This is a genomic window from Spongisporangium articulatum, assembly GCF_044465595.1.
GTDB classification, from domain to species: Bacteria; Actinomycetota; Actinomycetes; order Actinomycetales; family Kineosporiaceae; genus Spongisporangium; species Spongisporangium articulatum.
Window position 1 is genome coordinate 1,069,780 of sequence record NZ_JBITLV010000001.1, and the last position, 25,052, is coordinate 1,094,831.

Annotated in this window: 24 protein-coding genes; 8 read left to right on the forward strand and 16 right to left on the reverse strand. The window is 72.7% G+C overall.

All coding sequences use genetic code 11. The features are described 5' to 3' along the window. Positions 1-13 precede the first annotated feature (13 nt). The 3 genes from ACIB24_RS05070 to ACIB24_RS05080 all read left to right on the forward strand — a co-directional run bounded on the left by ACIB24_RS05070 (position 14) and on the right by ACIB24_RS05080 (position 3,827). The gene (locus ACIB24_RS05070) at positions 14-1,498 is read left to right on the forward strand and encodes an aromatic amino acid lyase (RefSeq protein WP_398276046.1); all 1,485 of its coding nucleotides are present in this window, start codon (positions 14-16) and stop codon (positions 1,496-1,498) included. An 80-nt stretch (positions 1,499-1,578) separates the two neighbouring features. Then, entirely contained in the window at positions 1,579-2,781 is a 1,203-nt protein-coding gene (locus ACIB24_RS05075) for an FAD-dependent oxidoreductase (RefSeq protein ID WP_398276049.1), read from the forward strand. Beyond that, complete coding sequence (locus tag ACIB24_RS05080) at positions 2,778-3,827, forward strand: homocysteine S-methyltransferase family protein (RefSeq protein ID WP_398276052.1); 1,050 nt, start codon at positions 2,778-2,780, stop codon at positions 3,825-3,827. Before ACIB24_RS05075 ends, ACIB24_RS05080 begins: the two co-directional genes overlap by 4 nt. Here the strand turns inward: ACIB24_RS05080 and ACIB24_RS05085 are convergent, their stop codons facing one another. From ACIB24_RS05085 to ACIB24_RS05110, 6 genes are all read right to left on the reverse strand, one after another. Further along, positions 3,828-4,370 (reverse strand): cysteine dioxygenase, encoded by a 543-nt coding sequence (locus tag ACIB24_RS05085; protein ID WP_398276055.1) that lies wholly within the window; start codon positions 4,368-4,370, stop codon positions 3,828-3,830. Next, positions 4,367-5,305 (reverse strand): amidohydrolase family protein, encoded by a 939-nt coding sequence (locus ACIB24_RS05090; RefSeq protein ID WP_398276058.1) that lies wholly within the window; start codon positions 5,303-5,305, stop codon positions 4,367-4,369. Before ACIB24_RS05090 ends, ACIB24_RS05085 begins: the two co-directional genes overlap by 4 nt. A 135-nt stretch (positions 5,306-5,440) precedes the next feature. Beyond that, complete coding sequence (locus ACIB24_RS05095) at positions 5,441-6,448, reverse strand: LacI family DNA-binding transcriptional regulator (RefSeq protein ID WP_398276061.1); 1,008 nt, start codon at positions 6,446-6,448, stop codon at positions 5,441-5,443. A gap of 109 nt (positions 6,449-6,557) precedes the next feature. After that, positions 6,558-6,794, reverse strand: a complete 237-nt coding sequence (locus ACIB24_RS05100; protein WP_398276064.1) for a PspC domain-containing protein — start codon at positions 6,792-6,794, stop codon at positions 6,558-6,560. A 118-nt stretch (positions 6,795-6,912) separates the two neighbouring features. After that, positions 6,913-7,872: a hypothetical protein gene (locus tag ACIB24_RS05105; RefSeq protein ID WP_398276067.1), complete on the reverse strand. Its 960-nt coding sequence runs from the start codon at positions 7,870-7,872 to the stop codon at positions 6,913-6,915. 145 nt (positions 7,873-8,017) lie between these two features. Continuing rightward, on the reverse strand, positions 8,018-8,698 hold the full coding sequence (locus ACIB24_RS05110) for a hypothetical protein (RefSeq protein ID WP_398276070.1): 681 nt from the start codon (positions 8,696-8,698) through the stop codon (positions 8,018-8,020). Between ACIB24_RS05110 and ACIB24_RS05115 the strand changes: the two genes are divergently transcribed. Continuing rightward, complete coding sequence (locus tag ACIB24_RS05115; RefSeq protein WP_398276073.1) at positions 8,697-8,873, forward strand: hypothetical protein; 177 nt, start codon at positions 8,697-8,699, stop codon at positions 8,871-8,873. The genes ACIB24_RS05110 and ACIB24_RS05115 overlap by 2 nt on opposite strands. A gap of 5 nt (positions 8,874-8,878) precedes the next feature. On the opposite strand, the gene ACIB24_RS05120 is transcribed toward ACIB24_RS05115, so the two are convergent. From ACIB24_RS05120 to ACIB24_RS05150, 7 genes are all read right to left on the reverse strand, one after another. Next, the gene (locus ACIB24_RS05120) at positions 8,879-10,639 is read right to left on the reverse strand and encodes a sensor domain-containing diguanylate cyclase (protein WP_398276076.1); all 1,761 of its coding nucleotides are present in this window, start codon (positions 10,637-10,639) and stop codon (positions 8,879-8,881) included. A gap of 106 nt (positions 10,640-10,745) precedes the next feature. After that, positions 10,746-11,138 carry a DUF3037 domain-containing protein gene (locus ACIB24_RS05125; RefSeq protein WP_398276079.1) on the reverse strand — a complete coding sequence of 131 codons (393 nt, stop codon included), beginning with the start codon at positions 11,136-11,138 and terminating at the stop codon, positions 10,746-10,748. After that, a complete protein-coding gene (locus ACIB24_RS05130) occupies positions 11,135-11,935 on the reverse strand; it encodes a HipA family kinase (RefSeq protein ID WP_398276082.1) in 801 nt (266 codons plus the stop codon). Before ACIB24_RS05130 ends, ACIB24_RS05125 begins: the two co-directional genes overlap by 4 nt. 21 nt (positions 11,936-11,956) lie before the next feature. Continuing rightward, positions 11,957-13,303: an NAD(P)/FAD-dependent oxidoreductase gene (locus tag ACIB24_RS05135; protein ID WP_398276085.1), complete on the reverse strand. Its 1,347-nt coding sequence runs from the start codon at positions 13,301-13,303 to the stop codon at positions 11,957-11,959. A 152-nt stretch (positions 13,304-13,455) separates the two neighbouring features. Further along, on the reverse strand, positions 13,456-14,244 hold the full coding sequence (locus ACIB24_RS05140) for a M15 family metallopeptidase (protein WP_398276088.1): 789 nt from the start codon (positions 14,242-14,244) through the stop codon (positions 13,456-13,458). Beyond that, the gene (locus tag ACIB24_RS05145) at positions 14,241-14,951 is read right to left on the reverse strand and encodes a L,D-transpeptidase (protein WP_398276091.1); all 711 of its coding nucleotides are present in this window, start codon (positions 14,949-14,951) and stop codon (positions 14,241-14,243) included. Before ACIB24_RS05145 ends, ACIB24_RS05140 begins: the two co-directional genes overlap by 4 nt. 161 nt (positions 14,952-15,112) lie before the next feature. Further along, the gene (locus ACIB24_RS05150; RefSeq protein ID WP_398276778.1) at positions 15,113-15,730 is read right to left on the reverse strand and encodes a copper resistance protein CopC; all 618 of its coding nucleotides are present in this window, start codon (positions 15,728-15,730) and stop codon (positions 15,113-15,115) included. Positions 15,731-15,837: 107 nt separating this feature from the next. Here ACIB24_RS05150 and ACIB24_RS05155 point away from each other — a divergent pair, with 107 nt between their 5' ends. Further along, complete coding sequence (locus ACIB24_RS05155; protein WP_398276094.1) at positions 15,838-17,037, forward strand: PAS domain-containing protein; 1,200 nt, start codon at positions 15,838-15,840, stop codon at positions 17,035-17,037. Between the two features lie 93 nt (positions 17,038-17,130). On the opposite strand, the gene ACIB24_RS05160 is transcribed toward ACIB24_RS05155, so the two are convergent. Continuing rightward, positions 17,131-18,843, reverse strand: coding sequence for an FAD-dependent oxidoreductase (locus ACIB24_RS05160; protein ID WP_398276097.1), 1,713 nt, complete (start codon positions 18,841-18,843; stop codon positions 17,131-17,133). Beyond that, positions 18,840-19,838 (reverse strand): glycosyltransferase, encoded by a 999-nt coding sequence (locus tag ACIB24_RS05165; RefSeq protein WP_398276099.1) that lies wholly within the window; start codon positions 19,836-19,838, stop codon positions 18,840-18,842. Before ACIB24_RS05165 ends, ACIB24_RS05160 begins: the two co-directional genes overlap by 4 nt. 172 nt (positions 19,839-20,010) lie before the next feature. Between ACIB24_RS05165 and ACIB24_RS05170 the strand changes: the two genes are divergently transcribed. After that, positions 20,011-21,165 carry a glycosyltransferase gene (locus tag ACIB24_RS05170; RefSeq protein WP_398276101.1) on the forward strand — a complete coding sequence of 385 codons (1,155 nt, stop codon included), beginning with the start codon at positions 20,011-20,013 and terminating at the stop codon, positions 21,163-21,165. Here the strand turns inward: ACIB24_RS05170 and ACIB24_RS05175 are convergent. Next, positions 21,162-22,064 carry a glycosyltransferase gene (locus tag ACIB24_RS05175; protein WP_398276104.1) on the reverse strand — a complete coding sequence of 301 codons (903 nt, stop codon included), beginning with the start codon at positions 22,062-22,064 and terminating at the stop codon, positions 21,162-21,164. The two genes, ACIB24_RS05170 and ACIB24_RS05175, sit on opposite strands and share 4 nt — an antisense overlap. Before the next feature lie 270 nt (positions 22,065-22,334). Here ACIB24_RS05175 and ACIB24_RS05180 point away from each other — a divergent pair, with 270 nt between their 5' ends. Further along, a complete protein-coding gene (locus ACIB24_RS05180; protein ID WP_398276107.1) occupies positions 22,335-23,744 on the forward strand; it encodes a hypothetical protein in 1,410 nt (469 codons plus the stop codon). A 183-nt stretch (positions 23,745-23,927) separates the two neighbouring features. After that, complete coding sequence (locus ACIB24_RS05185; protein WP_398276110.1) at positions 23,928-25,034, forward strand: glycosyl hydrolase; 1,107 nt, start codon at positions 23,928-23,930, stop codon at positions 25,032-25,034. Positions 25,035-25,052 lie beyond the last annotated feature (18 nt).

The window sequence follows — 25,052 nt, forward strand, 5'->3', positions numbered from 1 at the left end:
TCATGCTGACGCCGTGACTGCTCCGCGACCCGTTGCGACCCTCGTCCTCGACGGTCGGACGCTCACCTGCTGCGCCGTCGCCGAGGCCGTGGGCGGCCCGGTCTCGGTGCGGGTGGACGACGCCGCTCTGGTCCGGATCGAGGCCTCTCACTCCGCGGCCGTGGCCGCCGTCGAACGGCGCCCGGTCTACGGGCGCTCGACCGGGGTCGGCGCCAACAAGGGCGTCTCGGTCGACGACTGGCCCGACTACGCCGTCGGCCTGCTGCGCAGCCATGCCACCAGCGCCGGGGAACTGCGTACCCCCGACCGGGTCCGGGCGATGCTGTTGGTCCGGTTGAACCAGCTGGCCGCGGGCGGGTCCGGCATCTCCCCGGCCGCCGTCGCGGCGCTCGCGGCCATGATCAACGCCGACGCGCTGCCCCGGGTACGGGAGTTCTCCGGGATCGGCACCGGGGACCTGTCCGCCCTGGCCACCACGGCCCTGGGCCTGCTCGGCGAGGCGCCGCTGCCGCGGGAGCTGCCCCCGGTGCGGTTCGGCGTCCACGACGCTCTGCCCTTCCTGAGCTCCAACGCGGCCACCCTGGCCGACGTCGCGCTGGCCGGGCACCGGCTGCAGACGCTGGCCCGCGCGGCGATCACGGTCGCGACCCTGACCGCCGTGGCGGTCGACGCCAACCTGGAGGCCTTCTCGCCGGCGGTCGCGGACCGGCTGCCGGGGGACGGTGGAACGGAGGTCTGCGCGAGCGTGACCCGGCTGTGCGAGCCCGCGCCGCCGGTCGCCGTCCGGATCCAGGACGCCTTCGCCCTGCGCTGCCTGCCCCAGGTGCACGGATCGGTGCTGGACACCCTCGGCCAGCTGGAGGCGCTCGGCGACTTCCACCTCAACCAGGCTGCCGAGAACCCGCTGATCCTGGCCTTGGGCCCCGATCAGGAGGCCGGCGAGGAGGTCGTCCACCACGGCCTCTTCCACCTGCCCGGGGTGGCCCTGGCCTGCGACGCCGCGGCGGTGGCCGTCGCCCAGTCCGTGCCGTTGCTGCTCGGCCGGCTCGCCATGCTGAACGACCCGCTGATGACCGGGTTGGCGCCGTTCCTCGGGGCCGGCCGGGCCGGGGCCTCGGGCGTGATGCTGCTGGAGTTCGTGGCCGGGTCGTCGCTGGCCGTGCTGCGCTCGGCCGCCGTGCCCGCCTCCCTCGGCACGGTCTCGATCTCGCGGGGCGCCGAGGACGACGCGAGCTTCGCCTCACGGGCGGCCGTCCAGTTGTTCGAGGCGTGCGACGCGTACTCGATCGCGCTGGCCTGCGAGCTGGTGGCGGCGGTCCGGGCCGTGCGGATGCGCGGGCTGAAGGTGCCCTCGGACGGGTGGGGGAGTGCGCTCGCGGTGTGCGCCGGCCTGCCGGACGACCTGTCCGACCGGGACCTGACCGAGGATGTCGCGCTGGCCCAGACCCTGCTGCCCGCGCTGGCGGAGGTGGCCGTCGGCCGTGTCGTCAGCCCGTAACACACGGGCTCTAGCCTTTCGGCGTACGCCTTGCCATTCTGCGGAAGGCGACCTTCATCTGATGGAATCGAAGGGACTCGATGAGCACGGACTCCCCGGACCCGACGGACGGCGTCCTCGACCTGCTGGTGATCGGCGGCGGGGTGATGGGCCTGTTCACGGCCTACCACGCGGCGCGGGCCGGCGACCGGGTCGCGGTTCTGGAGCGCGGCCGGGTCGGCGACCCCGCCACGGCCTCCTTCGGGAAGACCCGCTCCTACCGGCGGGACTACCTGGACGCCACGTACGTGCGGTTCGCCGACGAGGCGGTCCGGCTGTGGGGCGAGTTCGAAGCGGCCGAGGCGGTGTCGGTGCTCGTGCGCTGCGGGTGCCTGAACATCGCCTCGAGCGCCGTCACGCCGGAGGTCGAGGAGACGTACGGGCGGGTCACCGCGGGGCTGATGAACGCGCTGGGGATGCCGGTCTCGACGCTGTCGGGTGCGGAGGTGACCGCGCGTTACCCGTACCTGCGGGCCGACGTCGCCGACCTCGACCCGGTCGGCGGGCTGGTGAACCTGCCGCTGGTCACCGCCACGCTGCGGGGCGCGCTGGGCGAGGCCGTGGTCGAGGGCGTGACCGTCACCGCCGTCGAACCGGACGGCGACCTGGTGCGCGTGGTGACCGACGGCGGCGAGGCCGTGGCCCGCAGCGTCGTCGTGACCGCCGGGCACGGGACGAACGACGTCCTGGCCCTGCTGCCGGACAACGTGCTGCAGGTGCCGCTCACCAGGGACCGCCCGTCGGAGGCCAAGTACTTCACGCCCCCGGCGCCGGAGCGTCACCTGTTCACGGCCGACGCCATGCCCGTGATCGCCTACCTCGACACCGGCATCTACCTGCACCCGATCGTCCCGGGCCTGGTCGAGGACGTGAAGATCGGCTACTACAACCCGCCGGACATCCCCCGCGACCGCACCGGTGTCACGAGCATCGCCGACTTCGTCGCCCAGGTGATGCCCGGCCTCGCCGCGGCCGCGGTGCGCGACGTCGACGACGTCGACGGCTGCGACTACGACCTGGTGGCCGACGACGACTTCGTGCTCGGCGCCGTGCCCGGTTTCGCGAACGTGTTCGTCGGGGTGGGCTGGCGGGGCACGGGGTACAAGTTCGCGCCGTGGGTCGGGCGCGTGCTGTTCGAGCTCGCCCGCCGCGAGGGCACCGTCTACGACATCGGCCGCTTCGACCCCGCCCGCTTCGCTGACCTGGCCCTGGAAACCGTTGCTCTGGAAGGACACCCGTCATGAGCCGTCCCTCGTCCCGCACCTTCCTAGAGCGGCTGGCCGACGGGGTGGTGGTCGGCGCCGAGGGCTACGTCTTCGAACTGGAACGGCGTGGGTACATCAAGGCGGGCCCCTACGTGCCCGAGGTCATCCTCGACGACCCGGACGCGTTGCGGCAGCTGCACCGGGAGTTCCTGCGGGCCGGTGCCGACGTGATGGTGGCCCTCACCTACTACGCGCACCGGGAGAAGCTGAAGGACGTCGGCCGCGAGGGTCAGCTGGAGGAACTGAACCGGGCGGCGGTCCGGATCGCCAACGAGATCGCCGCCGAGGGTGGCGCTCTGGTGGCCGGGAACATCTGCAACACGTGGAGTTTCGACCCGGCCGACCCGATCACCTCCGGCGAGGTGGTGCGTGCGCAGTACCGCGAACAGCTGGGCTGGGCGGTCGAGGAGGGCATCGACTTCGTCATCGCCGAGACCAACGACTTCGTCGGCGAGGCGCTGATCGGGCTCGAGGTGTGCACCGAACTGGACCTGCCCGCGATGGTCACCTTCGCCAGCGTGCAGCCCGAGAAGACCTACGACGGTTACGACTACGTCGACGCGGTGAAGCGGCTGGCGGACGCGGGGGCGGCCGTGGTGGGCCTGAACTGTTCGCGCGGCCCGGAGACGATGCTGCCGGTGCTGGAGAAGATCCGCGCGGCCGTCGACGTGCCGATCGCCGCGCAGCCGGTGCCCTACCGGACGTCGGCCGCGGTGCCCGCCTTCGAGTCGCTGGAGTCCCCGGCCGGCCGGGCCTTCCCGATCGCGCTGGAGCCGTTCGCGCACACCCGCTTCGAGATGGCCGACTTCGCCCGGCGGGCGGCTGATCTCGGGGTCTCCTACGTCGGGATCTGCTGCGGCGGCGCCCCGCACTACGTGCGCGCGATGGCCGAGGCGCTGGGCCGGGAGACCCCGGCGTCGAAGTACTCCCCGGCCCTCGACCTGCACCCGGTGCTCGGTGACGCCGGCACGGAGGCCCAGGCCGGCGCCCACGAGGTCATGGGCACCTGGTCAGCTGGTGCATGATCACGACGGGAGGAGGGTGTCGCGGAGGCGGGCCTGGTCGTGTGGGAAGGGCTCGTCGACCGGTCGGAGCTCGTCGGCGTACGAGACCGACGTGCGGCGCAGGACGCCCGTGCGGCTGATCGCGTACTGACCCATCCGCCACAGCGGGGGCGAGTACACGTGCACGCTCACGCTGGCCTCGGCCTGCCCGGTCATCCGGTGGATGTGGTCGGGCCCGAACGAGAACGAGTGTCCCGCAGGTGCGCTCGTGCGCAGCGAGTCGCCCCCGACGGTCAGGTTGTGCTCCACGAGTTCGCCGCGAGCCACGGCGACCGCCCCCGAGGACACGTCGTGGTCGTGCCAGCCGGTGTCGTTGCTGGGCGTCCAGCAGATCACCCACACGTCGACGTTCGCGTCGCGGTGCAGGGACACGTAGTGCCGGTGCTCGTCGTCGTAGGCGACCTGATCGGCCCACAGCTGCGGATGTTCGGCGACGTGGCGGGCGAGTTCCGCCAGTTCCTGCCGGTCGAGGTCGCGTCCGGGCAGGTGAGCCAGGTCGGTCATGATGCGCCTCCGGTGATGCCGTAGAGAAAGCGGTGCGGGTTGACGACGTCGACCGCGTTCGCGGCGGCCGTGCCGAGGTTGAAGGGCGGGGCGGCCAGGTCGGCCGGTTCCGCGTAGGGGCGGTCGGAGCCGGCCACGACCACATCGATGCCGAGGGCCCGGACGAGCACGTCGAGCCCCTGCGGCCCGTAGCTGGAGGTCTCGACGAAGACGTCGGCGTCGACCCGACCCACGGAGCCGCCGCGGGCGCGCAACCTCTCGTGGTGCCCGGCGGCCAGCCCGGCCCCGGCCACGAAGCCGATCCGCAGGGTCGGCAGCAGCGACCGGCCGGCCGCGTGCCAGGCCCACCAGGCGGCCTGCAGCTGGGCGGGGTAGTCGACCACCGCCGGCCACCAGCCCGGCAGCGACTCGCGTTCGTCGGTGGCCGCGACCGGTCCGGGGTGCACCAGCACGGGCGCTGACGCGGCCTCGCAGACCGCCAGCACCGGGGCGAACTCCTCGAGCCGGGCGGGCGTCGCGAGCCAGGTCGCAGGCACCTGCAGCCCCACGAAGCCGCCGGTCAGCCGGTCCTTGAGGGCACCCGGATCCGGGTCGAGGCGGGACACCGCCGCCCAGGCGCCGAAGGGCGCCGGAAGCCGCGCGGCACCCACGTGCCAGGCGTCGAGCAGTGGAGCGGCGTCGTCCGGGTGCAGGTCCTCGATGCCCAACGGGCTGGACAGGGAGACCAGCGCGAGCCCGGTGCCGGCCTCGCGGGCCAGGCAGGCGTCGAGGTCATGGTCCTGAGGGGTCACCGGGAAGGGGGGTTCGCCGGGCAGGTGGAGGGTCCAGCCGTCCAGCCGCGGACCGCTGCGCCGGGCGCGCAGGGCCTCGAGCAGCTCGGCGGGCCACAGGTGCTGGTGGACGTCGATGCGCCCGACGATCGGTGGGTTCGGCATCGGGCGCCTCCCTTCGTCAGTAAACAGCACAATGACAGTCGAGTTTATGAAGAGGTGGTGTTTAACCGCTTCACCTTGATGGTGAAGCGCTTAAACGCGACCGTCAAGACGTCACCGGAAGGTGTCACATGGATGTCACGTGCGGGGGGCGGCCACGCTGGCCCGCGGCATCGGCGACGGCTGCAGGACCGTCCGCTCGCCGTTCCCGCCGTCCTCGATCGCCGCCACGACGTAGCGCACGACGTCGGCCACCAGCTCGTCGACCGACCACCGGTACGTCGACAGGGGCGGGTTCAGCAACCGGGACACCGGCAGGTCGTCGTAGCCGATCACCGAGACGTCGGCCGGCACGGTCAGGCCCAGCTCGCCCGCCGCCGCGTAGACGCCGTGCGCGATGGCGTCGGCCAGGCAGAGGAAGGCGGTCGGCGCCTCGGGGCCGGTCAGCTCGGCCCGGGCCACCGCCGTCGCCCCGTCGAGGTCGTGCGGCGCGGTGCGCAGCCGGGTGGTCATGCCGAGCGAGGTCGCCACCTGCCGGACGATCGTCTCGGCCGGGCGGTCGGGGGTGGCCCGGTCGCTCGGGGTCAGCACGGTGACCAGGGTGTGCCCGGCCTCGTGCAACGTCCGCAGTCCGTGCCGCAGCCCGGTCGCGTTGTCGTAGACGACCTCGCCGGCCGTCCGGGCTCTCGGCAGCCCGTCGCCGACCGACACCAGCGGCACCCGCTCGGCGAGGTCCTTCCAGTGTGCGGCCAACGGGTCGACGGGCAGGACGACGAGGGCGTCGACCCGCTGGTCGGCCAGCCGGGCCGCCAGCTCGGCCTCGCGGTCGGGCTCGTTGTCGGCGTCCAGCGTGATGGCGTTGCGGCCCGCGCCGAGCAGGCCCCGACCGAGGCCTGCGGCGACCGACTGCTGCCAGGGATCGGTGAGCGACCCGCACAGCACGCCGACGAAACCGGTGCGGCCCGAGGCGAGCGCGCGGGCGATGGGGTCGGCCTGGTAGCCGAGGCGTTCGGCGGCCTCCCGGACCCGGGCCTGCGTCTCCGCGGGGACGTGCAGCCCGCGCAGGGCATAGCTCACGGCGGCCGAGGAGAGCCCCGTCTCCTCCGCGATGTCCCGCAGCGTGGGGCGCCGTCGCCGCTCCGTCACGCCGCCACGGTACTTCCTCTTCGTGATCATGCAGAAAGTCCCCCTGGGCGACTCTCGGGGCGACCGGCCGCCGGCCGGTCCCTGGGCGCCAGGGGGACTTTCTGCATGATCACGAACGGGTGGGAGTGGGCACGTAGCCGTCGCTGGGCATCAGCACCCACAGCAGCGGGTAGATGAGGATCTGGCTGCCCGGGACGACCATCAGCAGCAGGAGGAAGACCAGACGGGCCGGCCAGGGCTCGAGGCCGAACCGGCGGCCGAGCCCGGCGCAGACCCCGCCGAGCACCCGCCCCTGCGTGGGCCGGGACAGCCCCTGGCCGGCGAACTTCTCGCGGATGTCGTTCATGGTGTGCGCCCTTCGTGGATGGTGACGTTCCGACCACTCCACTGTGCGTCGCGCGGTGCCGGCCGCACATCCGGCAGGACCCCGAGGGTCCCCTGAACCGACCCCTGAGGCCGCCGCCCTACGGCTGGACGACGTTGCCGGGGACGATCCCGAAGTGCACGGTCAGGGTTGCGAAGGCCACGGTCACCAGGGCGACCGGCAGGACGACCGCGGCCAGGAAGGGCAGCGAGCTCCCGCCGTCCCCCGAGGTCAGCACCCACCGCCGCGCGTCGACGTCCAGCTGCGAGCGGCCGTCCGTCGAGCGCCGGTAAACGCAGATCAGCGTGGCCACCAGCGACAGGTAGAGCGAGAACTCGACCCACTCCTGGAAGGCGGTGACCGGCGCGTTCAACTCGGCCGGGACCACCAGCATGAACGGCCGGTACAGCGCCATGGCCAGGAACCCGGGGATGGTGAACAGCGGCGGCGCCACCTGCCACCAGAACCGTCCGCCCAGCACCGGACGCGGCCCGCGGGCCAGCAGGGCGAGTGTCACGCCACCCGCGCCCATCAGGAACGAGAAGATCTTGAACAGGTCGTCGAAGGCGATGCCGTCGACGTCGGTGTTGTGCAGGTTCAGCTCGGCCTGCTTGTTCACGGTCGCGAGCTCGGCCGGCTCGGCGAGGTTGAAGACCCGCTGCGCCCAGGAGATCTCCTCCCCGGCGAGGCCGAAGCAGGTGACCGCGACCAGCAGCAGGAGCACGGCGGTGCCGTACTCGCGCCGGGCGGCGCAGCGCAGGGCGGTGGCCGCGGCCACGAGACTGGCGATCGCGCACAGCGAGAACTGCGTCCACTCGACGGGGTGGTCCTCGCGCAGCACCCAGTACATCGAGGTCCGGTGCACCGCGAAGGCGGCCAGCAGGGCGAGCGCGCCGAGCACCGGCAGCCCCGCGACGGCCCACGCCTCGGTCGGGCTGACGGCGTCGCGTCCGGCGTCCCGTTCGACCGCCCCGCGCAGCCCCGAACGGCTCCGCGGCGCCGCCTCGTGCCGGACGACGTGCGAGCCGGTCGAGGGCTTGGCGGAGGGCAGCGACGTCACCGGAGGGCTCCACGGGGCAGGCGGGACGGCAGTGTTCTCAGTGCCGTCTCAGGAAGGTGAATGAGAATGAACGGGGATGTTACGGCACCTTGACACCCAGTCGTGCAATCCTGCCTGAAACCGGACAGACCCCTGGCCGGCGGCCTCAGCGTGTGACGTCGACCGCGATCTCCTCGCCCAGCCGGGCCCCCAGCAGGTCCAGGTGATCGCCGCTCCAGAACCGGCCCGGGTCGTACCAGCTCGGTGACCGGTCGGCGGGCAGCAAACCCATCGCCTGGTAGGTCATCGCCACGACCTCGGCGCAGTAGGCGCTCTCCAGGCCGCCCGCCTCGGCCCGCTCCCGGCGCGACGGCCGCCCGCGCCGGGTCTGCCCCTTCGCCCAGCGGGAGAACACGTTCGCGCTGCTCGGGAAGGGGGTGCCGTCCATCCGGGCGATCGTCTGCAGGACGGCGTCCTCCTGCTGCGCGGTGGCCTCCGGGGTGAGCTGCCGCCACCAGGCCCGCTGCCCGTAGCGCTGCGCCCACACCCGCACCGCGTCCCCGAGGTCGTGCAGCTGCACGCCGCGCTGCTTCTGCCCGGCCCACACGTCGGGCAGCGAGCGGCCGAGCTCGGCGTGCCACATCAGGGGCGGCAGGTCCTCGAGGACGACGGCCATGCCGACGTGGTTGACCGGCGCGTTGGTCAGCGTCTGGATCGCCCGGTCGGCGCCGCTGCGGCCCCGGAAGATCCACACGTCGCCCGTGCGCGTCATGGCGCTCGCCTCGGTCAGGGTCACCCCGCTCCAGCTCACGCGCTCAGCGTAGGGCGCCACTACGCTGCGGTGCATGCGCGCGTGGAAGTGGATCGGATTGGCGGGGGTCGCCGGGGTCGCGGCCACGGGGGTCGCGGTCGCGCGGGCGGAACGCCGCCGCCGCAACTACACCCCCGACGAGGTGCGGGCCAAGCTGCACGAGCGGGTGGCCGCGGCCGACAAGGGCAAGGGGACGCCGCCCGCCCGGTAGGCGCCTCAGCGACCGAGACTGGGCTGCAGGCGGTTCGAGTCGCGCTTGACGCTGTACATCGACCGGTCCGCCTCCCGCACGACCTCCTCGGGCACCGTGGCGGGGTTGTCGGCGAACGCCATCCCCACGCTCACCCCCAGCCGGCCGGTGGCGGGGGCCGCGAGCCCGGCGGCCACCTCCTGCACCATCCGGCGGATGTCGACCGCGAGGTCCGCGGCCCGGGTGGGCCTGCACCGGGGCACCACGACGAGGAACTCGTCACCGCCCAGCCGGCACACCGTGGCGTCGGGCGGCATGCCTTCCACGAGCCCCTCGGCCACCGCGACCAGCACGGAATCGCCCGCCTCGTGGCCCAGTTCGTCGTTCACGAACTTGAACCCGTCGAGGTCGAGCAGCATCACGGCCAGCGGCCCGTCACCGGAACGCAGCGCGTCGATCTCCTTCAGCAGGGTCTGGCGCATCAGCAGCCGGTTGGCCAGCCCGGTCAGCGGGTCGGACGTCGCCTGCCGGGTCAGCATCTCGGCGTAGGCCTTCTCGTGGGTCACGTCGCGCAGCTGGGCCAGCACGTGGTGCGGGCGCCCCCGCGAGTCACGCGAGAGGGCCAGGAAGGCCTGCACGAAGATCCGGCCACCGCTGGACAGCAGGGTCGCCGGCAGCTCGCACTCGTCCGTCTCACCCGTCACCAGTGACTCGAAAGCCGCGAGTACGGAGGCATTCTCCTCCGGATCGAGCAAGGATGCGAGGTCGGAGCCGAGCAGGTCCTCGCGGTACGTCATCCGGACCAGCGCCGGGTTGACCCGCATGATCCGTCCCGCGTCGGCGGTCGTCGCGCCCAGGACCGCCGTCCCGTGCGGTGCGTGGTCGAAGGCGATCTGCAGCAACGCCTCCGCGTCGCGTCGCGCCGCCTGCTCGGCCGCCAGCTCGGTGACGTCGCGGATGAACGCGTGCCACCCGCCGTCCTCCGCCGCCCACGATGAGGCCTCGAGCATCAGTTCCGCCCCGTCGGACCGCTCGGCCGGGAACCGCAAACCGTCGTGCAGCTGCGCGACCCCGGCTTCCTCGACGAGCCCGAGGGCCAGGGTCACGGGCATCCCGATCGCCTCGCGGGCCGGGCGCCCGAACAGCCTCTCGGCCGCCTCGTTCCAGCCCAGCACCAGGTCGTGGGCGCTCACGCCGACGTAGGCGTCGGTCGCGCCGCGCAGGATGCTGGTGACGCTCTCGGCCTCCCGGGCCAGCTCGTCGGCGGCTCGGGTCGCCGACGCCATCGCCTCGCGGATCTCGAGCATCTCCACGACCTGCCCGGCCAGCACCTCCATCAGGGTGAGCTGTTCGGGGGTGAGGTCGCGGACATGCTCGTCGTAGGCGCACAACGTGCCGACGGTGTGCCCGTCGGAGGTGGTCAGTGGGAACGAGGCGTAGAACTTCAGCTCGGCGATGTCGCCCGTGACGAAGGGGTTCCCGTCGAAGACGGCCTCGCGTGACGCGTCCCGGGTGACGATGGGCGTGCCGCTCGACACCACGTTCGCGCACATCGAGTCGGCGCGCGGCACGGGGGACAGCTCGAGGCCCTCGGTGACCACCGAATGCTGGGTGTCGGAATCGAAGATGTTGAGCACGGCGTTGGGTACGCCGCAGATCTCGGCCGCCATCCGTACCGCCTCGGCCACTCCGGCGGACATGGGCTCGTCCACCAGGTGCATCGCCTGCACGGCCGTGACCCGTGCGTGCTCACGGATCTCGGGAACCGTGCCCTGTACTGGACCCACGCTCACCTCTATCGGGGCCTGACCAAGATCACCTGATCTGTGCCCCCCGGGCACTGCTCCGAGCGGGTGACCCGGGCCCGCCCCACGGCCCGTCCGACGGCCCGCCCTACGGCGCGACCGGCGGGGCGACCAGGCGGGCGGCCAGCGCGGCCAGCTCGGCGGCCGGGTCGTCGGTCATCCCGGTGTGCACGGGGCCGGGCTGGACGACGGTGCTGCGCGGGGCGGTCAGCAGCCCGAACCGCGCGCGCAGGGGCTCGGCGCCCGCGGCCCCGGCCCGGGGGTCACCCGAACAGACCAGCCGGACGCCGGTCAGCACCGCCCGCACGGACTCGACGTCCGCCGCGGGGTCGAGGGCCAGCAGTCGCTCGGGGGCCACCTCGCCCGCGCAGCCCAGGAAGTCCCGGGCCTGGCAGTAGACCAGCACCGCCACGTTCACGCTCTCGCCGCGCTCCAGCAGGGGGACGGCACGCAGCACCGCGTACTCGAACGGGACGCTCACGCCGCCACCGTCCCGCCGCGCCACGCCCGCCCACCGTCGCGCCGGGCGGCCAGGTACGTCACGTACCGGGCCCGCCAGTCGGCCGCGGTCAGGGCCCGCGACTCCTCGGTGGCCTGGGCGGAGTTCATGGCCAGCAGCCACTTGTCCGGCACCAGGCCCAGCACCTCCGTGAGCAGGTCGTCCGTGACCACGGCGGCCAGGTCGGCGTCCACGGCGTCCAGGTCGGCGCCCGGCAGCGTGGACACGACCGGGGCGAGCACGTGCTGGGACAGGTCGTAGCGGCGCGCCGCCCACGCCTCGACCGGCGGCCAGGCGTGCTGGAAGACCAGGGCGGCCCCGTGGTCGATGGCCCACAGCTGCCGGTGCCAGACCAGCAGGTTGGCGTTGCGCCAGGTGCGGTCGATGTTGGCGCTGAACGCGTCGACCCAGTACAGGACGGCGGCCTCCCGGGGCGGCGGCTGCCAGGCGATGCCGTCGTAGCCGGTCGAGCGGGGCAGGAAGTCCATGCCGAGGTTGGGCACGGTGCTGGCCAGCAGCAGCTCCTGGACCTCGGGGTCGGGTTCGCGCTTGGCGATCTCGGCGTCGAGTGTGAGGACGACCAGCTCCGGCACCCGGACGCCGAGGCGCCGGCCCAGCTCGCCGACCACCACCTCCGCGACCAGCGAGGCCGTGCCCTGCCCGGCGGCCGAGAACTTCGCGACGTAGGTGCCGTCGTCGTCGGCCTCGACGAGGCCGGGCAGCGAGCCCCCTTCGCGTAGCGGGGTGACGTACCGAGTGGCCCGAACCGTGCGGAGCATCCGCCCACCCTATGGTCGTGATCAGGCCGCCGGCTGCTTGTCCTGCTCGTCCGCGCGCAGTCTGGCCATGGCGTTGCGGGCGAACACCTGCTGCTCCGTGGCGGTGCGTTCGGACCGGTCGCGGCCGATGAACGTGACCGCCCAGTGCAGCAGCGTCGTCACCCGGTTCTTGAACCCGATCAGGTAGAAGATGTGCACGGCCAGCCAGATCAGCCAGGCGAGGAAGCCGGAGAACTCGAGCTTCCAGATCTGCGCCACCGCCGAGAACCTCGACACCGTGGCCATGTTGCCCTTGTCGAAGTAGTGGAACGGCTTGCCGGTCTCCTTGCCGCGCAGCCCGTTGCGGATCTCGTCCGCAGCGTGCGCGCCGCCCTGCATGGCCACCTGGGCGACGCCGGGCAGCTTGTCGAGGCTGGCCATGTCGCCCACGACGAACACCTCGGGGTGCCCGGGCAGGCTCAGGTTCGGCTGAACGAGAATCCTTCCGGCCCGGTCGATCTCGGCGCCCGTCTGGTCGGCCAGCTGCTTGCCGAGCGGCGACGCGGCCACGCCCGCCGCCCACACCTTGGTCCGGGCCGGGATACGCCGCCGGTTGTTCTCCAGGTCGACGACGTCGACGCCCTCGTCGTCCATCCCGACCACCTTGAGGCCGAGTTCGACGTCCACGCCGATCTTCTCCAGGCGCTTGCGGGCCGCGTCCTGCAGCTTCGGGGAGTAGGTGCCGAGCATGGTCGGCACCGCGTCGAGCAGGATGATCTTCGCGTCACCGGGGTCGATGTGCCGGAAGTCGCGGCGCAGCGTCCGGTGGGCCAGTTCCGCGATCTGGCCGGCCATCTCGACGCCGGTCGCGCCGGCCCCGATCACCACGAACGTCAGCCACTCGCGGGCCTTCTCGTGGTCGGCGGCGACCAGCTCGGCCACCTCGAACGCGCCGAAGATCCGGCCGCGCAGCTCCAGCGCGTCGTCCACGCTCTTCATGCCGGGGGCGAACTCGGCGAAGTGGTCGTTGCCGAAGTACGACTGACCGGCGCCCGCAGCGACGATCAGCTGGTCGTACGAGGTGACGGTCTCGCCGATCGGCGACAGCGACGTGACCGTCCTGGCCTCGAGGTCGATCCTCGACACGTCGCCGAGCAGCACCCGGACGTTCTTCTGCCGGTGCAGTACCTCACGGGCGGCCGGGGCGACCTCGCCCTCGGACAGGATGCCGGTCGCCACCTGGTACAGCAGCGGCTGGAACAGGTGGTACGTCGTCCGGCCGATCATGGTGATGTCCACGTCGGCGCGGCGCAGCCGGCGTGCGGCGAACAAACCCCCGAAGCCGGTGCCGATGATGACGACGTGGGGACGGCGGGCACTGTTGCTCATGAACGCTCCTGCGGTGTCGGGCTGATCGGCGGCACCGCGCCTGCCGCTGCCCGGCAGGGCGTTCGGCGTCGTCGACGATCTTTTCAACCGCTGCGCCCCAGTCTGCCATCCCGGTTGAGGCATGCCGCTCGAGTGCCCTTCGGCACACGTCGTCAGCGGTCGAAGTGCTGGTAGTCGGGGCTGCTGAACGACCCGCCCCAGCGGTACCCGGCCGCCCGGAAGGCGTCGTACACGGGGTCGCCCCTGCGGATCAGGCCCGGACGGGCCTTCTTCCGGCTCACGTACCCCTTCCCGTTCGGCGGCAGGACCCGGCCGTCGAACAGGTACGGGTTCTCGACCGGGTTGACGTCGATCGCCTTCCCGTAGGCGTGCAACGACCAGCTCGGCGCGCCCGCGGCCACGGCCTTACGGCAGTTGAAGGCCGAGGTGTTGTCGGCGGCCATCGACCGGTCGTCGCTGCCTCCGTAATAGCTGACCGGTCGCACCGACCGCATCGGGAACCGTTCCTGGTACAGGGTTCTGAACACGGTTCGGGTCCTCTTCACGACGCTGTGGTGCAGTACCAGGACGCCGCGGTGCCGCTCGCCGTCGAACCCCCAGTAGGTGAACGCCACGTGCCGCAGCGTGCGGGGCCCGACCGGGCAACCGGCGTGCCACGACTTCCCGAGGTACTTCGCGCTCACCCGGCTGACCGTCCAGGTGAACCGGGTCGGACGGGCGGCGGGGCTCGGGGTGGGCGACGCCGAGGTGGACGACGTGCTCGAGGTGGGCGACGCGCTCGAGGCGGCGGACGTCGTCCCGGCCGCTCGCAGCAGGTCGGCGGACACCGTCGAACCGCCGGTGAGCAGCGTGGCGGCGAACGCCAGGGCGAGCGCCGCGCAGGCGGCGGTGGCCACGATGCCTAGCACCCGGCGTCCGGACCCGATCGGTGAGGTCGTCACGAGATCCGGATCACCGCCCCGGGCTGCTCCCAGCGCAGCAGGCGCACCAGCGCCGCCTTGGGCAGGGAGACGCAACCGGCCGTGGCCCGGCCCGTGTCCACGTGCAGGAAGATCGCGCTGCCCCGCCCGGGAACGGCGGCCTCGTTGTAGCCGATCACCTGCGCGAACCGGTAGGCCCGCACGTGCAGCTTCTCGGCGCTGTCCCAGCGGCCGCGGGCCGGCGCCCGCCGGTGGGAGTTGTAGAGCCTGGACGCCGGGTCGTCGACCCACACGTCACGCCGGCCGACCCGGAACCAGCCGATCCGCACGCCCGGGTCCGGCGCCGTGCCGAAGCCGCTGCGCAACGGGAACGTGCCGGTCGGCGTCCGAAGGTCCCCCTCGCGCTTCTGGCCGGCGGCCGCGACACCGTGCGCGCCGACCCGGCCCGACCAGGGCCCGAGCGAGGCGACGTACCCGCCGTCCGTGCGCGTGCACGCGGTCACCGTGGCGTGGGTGCCCGAGGCGCGCACGACGACCACCTGGTCGGCGCCCGAGGCGTAACGGCAGTCGCCCTCGGAACTCGCGGAGATGGTCAGCGGCCCCTCGGCGAGGGCGGCCCGCAGGTTCTGCGAGGGTGCGCCCGGCTCACGGGCGGACTCGGGCGCGACGGCCCCGCAGCCCGCGAGGCACAGGAGCAGGCCCAGGGTGACCGACCGGCGGAACAGCACGACGCCCCCAGCTGTGACGCCGGGAACTCACGGGCCCTCCCTGGCCGGTGCCCCGGCGGTCGGGGACGTCGGCGTCACCGGGCGGCTCTGCCACGCCCGACGCCCCAGGGTGCACCCTGCGCGCCGCGCGGGCCATCTCCCGCGCCGTACCGGGGCGGGGATCAGCGCCGCTTCGCGAGGTACCACTGCCGGTAGGCGTAGCCGCCGCCGGCCAGCAGGATGATCAGAATCCACAGCACCGTCGGCGACGGCAGGTGGTTGCTGCCGGTGCTCGAGACGCCCTGGATCTTGGGCTCGGCGACGTACGTCGAGGTGGGGGACGGCGGCGCCTCGGTCATCGCGGCCGCGACCGTCGGGCTGGGGGACGGCGTGGGCTTGGGCGTCCTGGACGGCGTCGGCGTGGGGGTCGGGGTGGGCTTCGGCTTGGGCTTCACCCGGAAGCTGCTGGAGCCCGACGTGTCGCCGCTGGAGAAGATCGAGTCGACCTCCCAGCTGACGGTGTAGCGCCCGCTGCCGCCGTTGGCGATGCGCTGCACGACGGTCATGCCTTCGACCTGGGCGTCGCCGCGCGTGACGTCGCCCTTCGGGCCGCGCACCGAGACGGAGACCCGGCCCACGGGGAGGCGGTCGAAGCTGATCCGCACCGAACCGGGGGCCTTGCTCAGCGACGAACCGCTCGACGGCGAGACACCCGTGGCCTCGATCGCCTGCGCCGGAACGGCGCCGAGGGTGCCCGCCGTGAGGGCGCCCGCGAGCGCCAGGGCGGCCACCACGGTCATCCTTCGCACGTCCGGCACGGTAGCCGACCGAACCGGCACCAGTGGGTGCCAAGGGGACGAATATCACTTGCTGTTATGGATCATCTACTCCGTGTAGTGTTGCGCGCGTGACCCAGGTGCCCGGCACCGCTACCCTCCGCCCGCCGTTGCGCTCCGACGACCTGGGCGGTCACGCCACGTTCCGGATCGGCCCGCAGGGCATGGTCCTGACCTGGGGTCGGCCGGCTTCTCTGGTCACCGGCTGGGCGGCCGAGGAGATCATCGGTCAGGACTTCGCCGTGCTGCGCCCGCCGCCCTCGGCCGCCGCGCACGTCTCGGTCCAGGACCACGGGGAGCACCCCGAGCTGATCACCGCCGCCGAGCGCGGCGTCCACGAGGTGCAGTGCTGGCTGGCCCGGCGGGACGGCCGGCGGTTCTGGGTCAACCTGGTGATCACGTCGATGCGCGACCCGCAGGGCCGGCTACGGGGCTTCACCGTCGCCGTCGTCGACCTCACCGACCGGTTGCGCGCCGACGCCCTGCTGGCGGTCCTCGACTCGACCCCGCAGGCCATCCTCACCGTCGACGAGCACGGCATCGTGACCTTCGCCAACCGGGCCGGGCGGCGGTTGTTCGGGTACGGCGAGGAGATGCTGGCCGTGCCGTTGGAGCGGCTGTTGCCGGCGATGGTCCGCGAGCACCTGCCGTCGAACTCGCCCGACGGGCAGCCGTGGCACCCGCCGCGGATGACCGGCAGCGGGCTCGAGCTGGACGCCGTGCGCCGCGACGGCTCGGTCTTCCTCGCCGAGGTCTCCCTCTCGTCGGTGCAGACGCCACGCGGACGTACGGTCACGGTGGCCATCCGGGTGGCCGACGACCGGGAGGGCCCGATGGACATCTGGGCCGAACCGGTAGGGCCTTCGACCGGCGACGTGTTCGCAGCCTCGCCCGTGGGCCGGGCCGAGGCGACGTTGGGATCCGTCGTGCTGCGCGCGAATCCGGCGCTGGAGCGGATGCTCTGCTACGGCCCGGGGGAGCTGGTCGGCGTGCACTGGGCCAAGTTCGTGCACCCCTCCGACCGGGCCGACCTGGTGGGCTCGCCGCTGCCCGCGGCGAAGCGGGTTGACCTGGCCGAGGGCGCGGCCGGGTACTACGAGGCCGAACGCCGGCTCGTGCGCCGCGACGGCCGCGTGCTGCCCGCGCTCATCGCCACCACCGTGATGCGCGACCCCGTGGGCCGCCCCAAGAACCTGGTCGGGATCGTGCTCGACAACACGGACGCCGGCCGGGCCCGGCGCCAGCTCCTCCAACTGGCCACCCGTCTCTAGGGGTCGTGATCATGGAAACTTCTAGTCTCGGCCAGGTGGGCCCATTCGCCGAGGTCGGCTCGGGAGACTAGAAGTTTCCATGATCACGACCAGTCAGAGGGCGGGAAGCACCGACCGCAGGTGCTCGCCGAGCCGCACACTCAACGCCACGATGGTCAGCGTCGGGTTCACCGACCCGCCGGTCGGGAACACCGACGACCCGGCCACGAACACGTTCGGCGAACCGTGCACCCGGCAGTCGGCGTCGACGACGCCGGTGCGGTCGTCGGGGGAGATCCGGGTGCCGCCCATGTGGTGGTGGGTGCTGTAGGTCATCCGCGGCCGGCCGCCGTCCCAGTCACCCTGCATGAGGCGGCCCAGCCCGGCGTTCGCGAACGCCTGGGCGTACAGGTCGCGCGACTGCGTGACCCGACGCTGGTCGTCGTCGCTCCAGTGCCAGTGCAGCACCGGTTCCTGCCGTCCGTGGGCGTCGAGGTCGCGGCCCAGCACGATCCGGTTCGACGGGTCGGGGGTCTGCTCGGTCTGGTGCACCATCTCGAAGACGTTGAGCCCCGGGGCCTCCGGGCTCTGCGTCCAGCCGGACAGGTCGACCCCCGGCTGGCTCTGCATGGCGGCGCGGGCGTTCAGCAGGTCCTGCGGGCGGGTCAGCACGGTGGCCGCCACCTTGGCCTTGGCCAGCGGGGAGGCGGCCCGGAAGGTGGGGCTGCGCAGGGCCGTGAAGGCCTGGAAACCGGGTGAGGCCATGGCATCCGCGCGGGGCAGAAGCAACAGCGCCGTCGACACGAGCCCGCGCTCGCGGACCACCGTCGGGTTGATCGAGAACTTGGCCATCACCTTGACCGGACCCGTCGCCGAGTCCTGCCAGTGCGCGTCGTACAGGCCGAGCAGCCCGGCCAGACCGGCCCCCGGGCGCGTGACGATGATGCCGCCGCGCACGATCGGGTGCTCCATCCAGTACCGCCCGACCTGGTCGTACGTGTTGCCCAGCCCCGGCCCGGCGTCCCCACCGGCCGCCGTGGCGGTGCGCAGCAGCAGCCGCGAGTTCTCGATGCCGCCCGCGGCCAGCACCACGGCCCGGGCGTTCACGGTGCCGGTGGTGCCGTCGGAACCGCGCCACCGCACGGCGGTGACCCGCCCGGACCCGTCGGTCTCCAGGGCCGTCACGTCGGCCCTCGTGACGAGCCGCACGCCGGCCGCGCGCAGCCGCCCGACCACGCCCTGGGTGAACTTCCGCGACCCGGCGAACTGGAACATCTGCGTCTCGACCAGGGAGTCGTCGAGGTGCAGCACCTCGCGGCCGGGGCCCGCCCAGGGCTCCGGCGTGTACTGGGCCGGGCCGAGACCGGCCACCGGCTGGGCCTTCTCGTACCAGGGGTCGAGGTCGCCGCGCTTCAGCGGCCAGCCCGAGTGCGGGACGGCGGTGCGGGCCTCGAAGTCGACCTCGTCCATCGGCGCGTACCGGCAGCCGCGGTCGTCGTCACCGGGATCACCCGGGGCGTTGGACATCTCGTAGCTCCAGATGCCCGCGGTGCCGCCCAGGTAGTGCGCCCGGGTGGTGTTGATGTCCCCGCCGGGGTACGGGTTCCCATCGGAGACCCGGGTGCCGGAGCCGAGCTGGACGAGCCGGTCGTCACCGGCCTCGAGCAGCACCACGCGCGGCGCCTCCGGCAGCGGTTCGATGCCGCTCGCGGTGATGGCGGCGACCAGGGCCAACGCCACGCTCAGGCCGGCCGGCCCGCCGCCGACGATGCAGACGTCCGCGTCCAGCACCGTGCCGATCGCACCGGCCACACTCGCCGTACTCACTTCGAACCGCCTCCTGCGTGCGATCTCTCGGCGTCCTCCAGGCTGCCGTCCAACGAGAGTTTCGAGTGCATCAGCCCGCCCGGCCGCCAGCCCGCGGCCTTCTTCGCGGTCTCCAGCAGCTTCGGGGGGATGTAGGCGTTGGCGTAGATGCTCAGACGCATGCGCTTGTCGGCGCCGCGCAGGATCTCCGCCAGTTCCTCCCGCTCGTCGGGCGACAGCGACGCGCGCTGCACGAACCGCCCGTGCGCCTGCAGCGTGACGTCGGCGTGGTGGATGCTCATGGTCAGCCGGCTGGTCTCGCCGCCGCCCTGGTTCGCGTTCGTGAGGTTGAACCCCGAGCTGGCCGACTGGGCGTGCACGCGGTACCCCGACAGCGGGGCGGCGAGGAACCCGACGTCGCTCACGTTGGCGATCCGCAGCCAGAGGGCGATGTCGGCGTACGGCCCGTCGTCCGGGTCGAACCGCTCGTCGGCGACCACGGAGGAGCGGGTCATCACCGACGAGACGCAGACGATGCCGCCGATGGCGATCGAGCGCCGGATGAAGTCGTGCCCCTTCTCCAGGGTGTCGACCTCGAGTCGCGACCAGTTCTGCGGCTCCCCGTACGGACGCCCGTCGTCGCCGAGGTTCAGGAACGCCGAGTGCACCATGCCCGCGCTCGGGTTCGCCTCCAGGAAGGCGACCTTGGCGGCCAGGTTGCCCGGCAGCATCAGGTCGTCGTCCGGCAGCATGACCCGGTACCGGCCCGAGCCGACGTGCAGCGCGCGGGACAGGTTGCCGAACAGCCCGATGTTCTCGGGCAGCCTGTCGTAGGTGATCCGCGGGTCGCCGATCGAGCGGACGTACTCCTCGGTGTCGTCGGTCGAGGCGTTGTCCGAGACGACGATCTCCAGGCCGTCGACGTCCTGCTCCAGCACGCTGGCCAGGCTGTTGGCGAGCAGCGCGCGACGGTTGTACGTCGGGATGCACACCGTCACGGTGGGCTGTGCGGACATCGGGACCTCGATCACTTCTCGCCAGCGTTGAGCGTGGGTAAATCTAGTGGTCACCGCCGTCCCGGCGGCCCGTTTCCGCACCTATGTGACCCGGTAGGGGGCTGGTGAGGACCAAGGGCCCTGTGACGTAAGGGACCTTCGTCCCCGCGCGGGCCCGGGTAGGGTCGAAGGCGTGCCGCGTTGCCTGCTCGTGACCAAGGAGTTCTCGCTCACCCCCACGTCCGGGGGCATGCTGCGCACGCTCGCCCTGGCCGAGCAGCTGCGCACCCAGTACGAGACCACCGTGGTCAGCCCCCAGGGGGTCTGGGTGGCCGACCGGGGCGGCGAGTACGTCCCGGCCGCCCTGCAGACCCGCGCCGACGGTCGCTGGGGTCGCCTGCCCGCCGTGTCCGACCTGACCCGGTACCGGTCGATCTCCGGGGTGCGCACCGGGGGCCGGTCGCTGCTGCGTAACATCGCCGCCGGCGCGCACGGCCACTACGACCTCGGCGTGCTCGACCACACGTGCCTGGCCGGCCTGACCGACGCGCTGGCCATCGGCTGCTCCACGGTCGTGGTCAGCATGCACAACGTCGAGTCCGACCTGATGGCCCAGCGGGCCGCGGCCGCCACCGACGCCCGCGAGAAGGCCGTGATGACCCTGGAGACCCGGCTGCTGCGCCGGCTGGAGTCGCACGTCGTGCAGAGCTACCCGGTCGTGGTCTGCACCGAGGCCGACGCGGAGGTGCTGGCCGCCGGGCACCGCGCCGAGCGCCTGATCGTCTGCCGCAACGGCATCTTCCCCAACCCGAACCCGCCGGCGGCGAACCGCCGACCGCACTCGATGGTTTTCTCCGGCGCGCTGGACTGGCAGCCCAACACGGCGGGGCTGGTGTGGTTCGCCGAGCAGGTCTGGGGCCTGATCCGCGCCGAACTGCCGGACGCCGAGGCCACGATCGCGGGCCGCAACCCCGAGCCCGGGGTGCTGCAGGCCCTCGACCGCCCCGGCCTGAACGTGCTGGCCAACCCGCCGGTGATGGCCACGGTCGTCGAGGCCCACCCGCTGGGCATCGTGCCGCTGCTGTCGGGCGGCGGCTCGCGGATCAAGATCCTCGAGTACATGGCCTCGGGCGTGGACGTGGTCTCCACCGACGTCGGCGCCTCGGGTCTGGAGGACATCCCCGACACGTTCGTCGACCGGCTGCCGATCGACCCGCGGCTGTTCGCCGACCGGGTGGTCCAGCGGCTGCGCGACCCGCGCGACAACGCGGTGGCCGCGCAGGACTGGGTGCGCAAGAACTACGCCTGGGACGTCACGCTCCAGCCTCTGCTGGACGCCGTCGACTAGCCCGCGCGCAGCGTGCCGCGCGCGTCCTGGGGGAGCCGGTCGGCGGCGTCCGGTACATAGGCGCGGTGCCCGACGTGCCAGGCCAGCGTCCAGGCCAGAGCGCCCGGGCTGCGCCGGGCAGCCACCAACCGGAAGAGCTTCAGGGCCGGGGACGACGCCCCCGGCCTCCCGGGCTCGACGGGACTCGGGCGGGGGCTGAGGACCGCGTAGCGGTGCTCCAGCAGGGCGGCGGCCGCCCCGTACGAGCGCCCCTGCCACCACATCGCCCGCAGCGACCGGCGCAGGCGCACGTGCACGACCGCCTCGGGGCAGTAGGTCAGGGTGACGCCCGTGAGCTGCACGCGCCAGCACAGGTCGGTGTCCTCCAGGCAGCCGACGACGGCGTCGAAACCGCCCACCTGCAGGAAGAGTTCGCGCCGGATGCCCAGGTTGCCCGCTCCCGCGTGCGGCAGGTCCGGGCCGAATGGGGAGTGCTGCAGGCCGCCCTGCTGGTCCAGCGGGCGGGTCCGTCGTACCCAGGCACCGTTCAACCGGGTGGTCCCGAACCGCCCGGCCACGAACGGGTTCCGGTGCAAGGCGGCGACCATCGTGGCCAGCCAGTCGTCGGCGACCTCGTCGTCGGCGTCGCAGAACACCACCAGCGGGGCCTGTGCGGCGCGGGCCCCCACATTGCGCGCGTGCCCCGGCCCGCGCCGGTCCGAGGCGTCCAGCACCCGAAGACCGGGCAGCCGGTCGACGTAGGAGCAGGCCAGCTCCCGGCTGCCGTCGCGAGAACCGTTGTCGCAGATGAGGACTTCGAACGGGCCGCGGAAGGTCTGGCGGGCCAGGGCCTCGAGCTGGACGCCCAGGGTCGCCTCGGCGTCCAGGCAGGCGACCACCACGCTGACCCGCACCGCCACCGCCTCTCGCCTTGCGTTCCCGGCTTTCGAGCGTAGAAATCGTTCTGCGGCAGGCGGTCCGGATTGGGGGTCGGGTCGCGCGGTCGGCCCAGTCGCATACCGGACAGATCGTCCCGAGGGTGGGACCTGAGGGATTGCTGAGTCGCTCTCACCGGGTTCTCAGGGGGGCTGGGGAACGCTGGAGAGCAGATCGGGGACGCTTGGGGTGGGGAGAGGTCGAGGGTGCGAACAGGTAGGGCTGAGGTCGGGGACGCGCACGAGCCCCGGGCCGTGACCACCACGCTGCTGCCGTTCGACCCACCCGCCGAAACCGCCCGGCCGGCCGAGCAGACCGCCGGGCTGACCGTCGTCCTGCCCCGGCCCGTCTCGCCCGACCGGGCCGCGGACTCGCGCACCGACAGCGCCGGGAGTTCCGGGAGTGCCGGGAGCGCCGGCGAGGCCCCGCCGTCCGGCGGCGGTCGCCGCGCCCTGTGGACCTTCGCCGACCAGGCCCTGTCGAGCCTGACCAACGCCGTCCTGTCGGTCGTGGTCGCGCTGCTGGTCAGCAGCTCCGACTTCGGGGCGTTCAGCCTCGCGCTGCTGACCTTCAGCTTCGTCGTGGGGCTGACCCGGGCCGTGGTGGCCGAGCCGTTCATGGTCCGGTTCAGCGCCGTCGACCCGCGGACCCGCTCCGGCGGTGCCGGCCGGGCCACGGGCGCCGCGCTCAGCGTCGGCCTCGTCGCCGGCGCGATCTGCCTGGCGGTGGCCGCCCTCCTCGACGGCAGCGCCCGGACGGCCTACCTCGCCCTGGCCCTGTCACTGCCCGGCCTGTGCGTGCAGGACGTCTGGCGGCACACCTTCTTCGCCGCCGGGCGACCGGCCGCCGCAGCCCTCAACGACGCGGTCTGGACCGTGCTGCAGTTCGCCGCCCTCGGCTGGCTGATCGTGGTCGGGACCGAGTCGGTCTTCGCGATCACGCTGGCCTGGGGGGCCTCCGCGACCGCGGCGGCCGTGCTCGGGGTGACGCAGTCCGGCGTCCGGCCCCGGCTCGGCGCCACCTGGCACTGGCTGCGTGAGACGCGCGACCTGAACGTGCATCTCGGGCTCGGGTTCGTGCTGAACCAGGGCGCCATTCAGGTGGCCACCTACGCCGTGGCGGCCATCGTCGGCCTGGCCGGCTCCGGTGCGCTGCGCGGCGCGCAGGTGCTGCTCGGCCCCCTCAACCTCGTGTTCGCCGGTTTCGGCGCGTTCGTGCTGCCGCTGCTGGCCCGCCGGGTGGCAGCGGGGCAGCCGCTGCTGAAGATCGCGGTGCCCTGCAGCGTGGTGCTCGGGCTGGGGACGTCGCTGTGGGTGGGCATCCTCGTCCTGCTGCCCGACAGCCTGGGCGAGAAGGTGCTCGGCGACAGCTGGGCCGGGGCGAGCGAGGTCATGCTGCCGTCCGGTCTGGTGCTCGTCGCGCTGGCGCTGTGCCTCGGGGCGAGCAATTCCCTGGTCGCGCTGAGCCGGGCCGATCTGATGTTGAGGATCACCCTGGTCCAGGCACCGCTCATGCTGGGGCTCGGCCTGCTCGGGGCGTTCGGTTGGGGGGCGGCGGGGGCCGCCTACGGCTTCGCCGCGGCGCAGGCGACGGGGCTGGTGATCGCCTGGCTGTTCTTCCTGCGGGCCGACGGGCGTACGGCGCCGGCTGCGGCCCTGGGCTGACGGCCGGGGTGACGGCCGGGGTGACGGCCGGGGGCTGCCGGCGACGGGCTCGTGCCCGTCGGCCTGGGCCGGACGGGTGAGCCGGACCTCGTGAAGCTCAGTACCTGCTCAGCGGAGGGGCCGTACGGTGAAACCGACAGCCTGCCCGCCGGCCCTCCCGCCGCGACCCCGAGGACTTACCCGATGATCGACTGGGACCACGACGTCCCGACCACCGCCCTGACCCTCCGCCGCAGGCGCCCACGCTGGCCGTGGGTCGTCGCGGCCGTGCTCGTCGTGCTGGTCGCGATCGGTGGCGTGGGGTTGTACCTGCTGACGCGGGATCCCAACGTCGACAACGACAAGGCGCTGCAGGGGGTCGACCAGCCGCGGGCGGCCGTGTCCGACGTGAAGCTGGGCGTCTTCCGGGGTACCGATCCCGCCCAGGTGGCGGCCTTCGGTAACTGGCTGGGCCGCCCGGTCGACTACGCGCTCGACTTCTCCCCGCGCAACACCTGGGAGGACATCGCCAACCCGGCGCACATGCTCGACGTGTGGAAGGGCACCCCGTACCGGATGGTGTTCTCGGTGGCCATGCTGCCCGACGGCGACCGCAGCCAGGACATCGCCAGCGGCGCGCGCGGCGACTACGACTGGGTGTTCCAGGAGCTGGCCACCAAGCTGGTCGAGGCCGGCCAGGAGGACGCCGTCCTGCGCATCGGCTGGGAGTTCAACCTGGCCGAATCCCGTTGGGCCTCGGACGATTCCGCCTCGTGGATCAAGTACTGGCGGCAGATCGTGAAGACCATGAAGGCCGTGCCCGGGCAGAACTTCGAGTTCGACTGGAACCCGAACAACGGCAAGAACCCCCACGACGCGGTCGACTTCTACCCCGGTGACGACGTCGTCGACTACATCGGCGTGGACGCCTACGACGTCTCGTACGCGATGAACACCTACCCCTACCCGTCGGACTGCGACGACGCCTGCAAGCTGGAACGGCAGAAGCGCGCCTGGGCGAAGTCGGTCTACGGCGGCAGCCGCGGCCTGTACTTCTGGTCGAAGTTCGCCCGCCACCACGGCAAGCCGCTGTCGCTGCCCGAGTGGGGCATCTGGGAGCGCCTCGACGGGCACGGCGGCCAGGAGGACCTGTACTACCTGGCGCAGATGAAGAAGTTCATCGACGACCCGGCCAACGGCGTCGCGTACCAGCTGTACTTCGAGTACGACGCGCCCGACGGCAAGCACGAGCTGCAGACCACGTACCCGAAGGCCGGGGAGTGGTTCAGGAAGAACTTCGGCGGCCAGTAGTTCGTGATCATGCAGAAA

Bases quoted from the DNA above. Each gene is read 5' to 3' on its own strand.
- ACIB24_RS05075 (WP_398276049.1), top strand. From the start codon at position 1,579: ATGAGCACGGACTCCCCGGACCCGACGGACGGCGTCCTCGACCTGCTG.
- ACIB24_RS05080 (WP_398276052.1), top strand. From the start codon at position 2,778: ATGAGCCGTCCCTCGTCCCGCACCTTCCTAGAGCGGCTGGCCGACGGG.
- ACIB24_RS05085 (WP_398276055.1), bottom strand. From the start codon at position 4,370: ATGACCGACCTGGCTCACCTGCCCGGACGCGACCTCGACCGGCAGGAA.
- ACIB24_RS05090 (WP_398276058.1), bottom strand. From the start codon at position 5,305: ATGCCGAACCCACCGATCGTCGGGCGCATCGACGTCCACCAGCACCTG.
- ACIB24_RS05100 (WP_398276064.1), bottom strand. From the start codon at position 6,794: ATGAACGACATCCGCGAGAAGTTCGCCGGCCAGGGGCTGTCCCGGCCC.
- ACIB24_RS05115 (WP_398276073.1), top strand. From the start codon at position 8,697: ATGCGCGCGTGGAAGTGGATCGGATTGGCGGGGGTCGCCGGGGTCGCG.
- ACIB24_RS05110 (WP_398276070.1), bottom strand. From the start codon at position 8,698: ATGCACCGCAGCGTAGTGGCGCCCTACGCTGAGCGCGTGAGCTGGAGC.
- ACIB24_RS05130 (WP_398276082.1), bottom strand. From the start codon at position 11,935: ATGCTCCGCACGGTTCGGGCCACTCGGTACGTCACCCCGCTACGCGAA.
- ACIB24_RS05135 (WP_398276085.1), bottom strand. From the start codon at position 13,303: ATGAGCAACAGTGCCCGCCGTCCCCACGTCGTCATCATCGGCACCGGC.
- ACIB24_RS05150 (WP_398276778.1), bottom strand. From the start codon at position 15,730: ATGACCGTGGTGGCCGCCCTGGCGCTCGCGGGCGCCCTCACGGCGGGC.
- ACIB24_RS05165 (WP_398276099.1), bottom strand. From the start codon at position 19,838: ATGTCCGCACAGCCCACCGTGACGGTGTGCATCCCGACGTACAACCGT.
- ACIB24_RS05185 (WP_398276110.1), top strand. From the start codon at position 23,928: ATGATCGACTGGGACCACGACGTCCCGACCACCGCCCTGACCCTCCGC.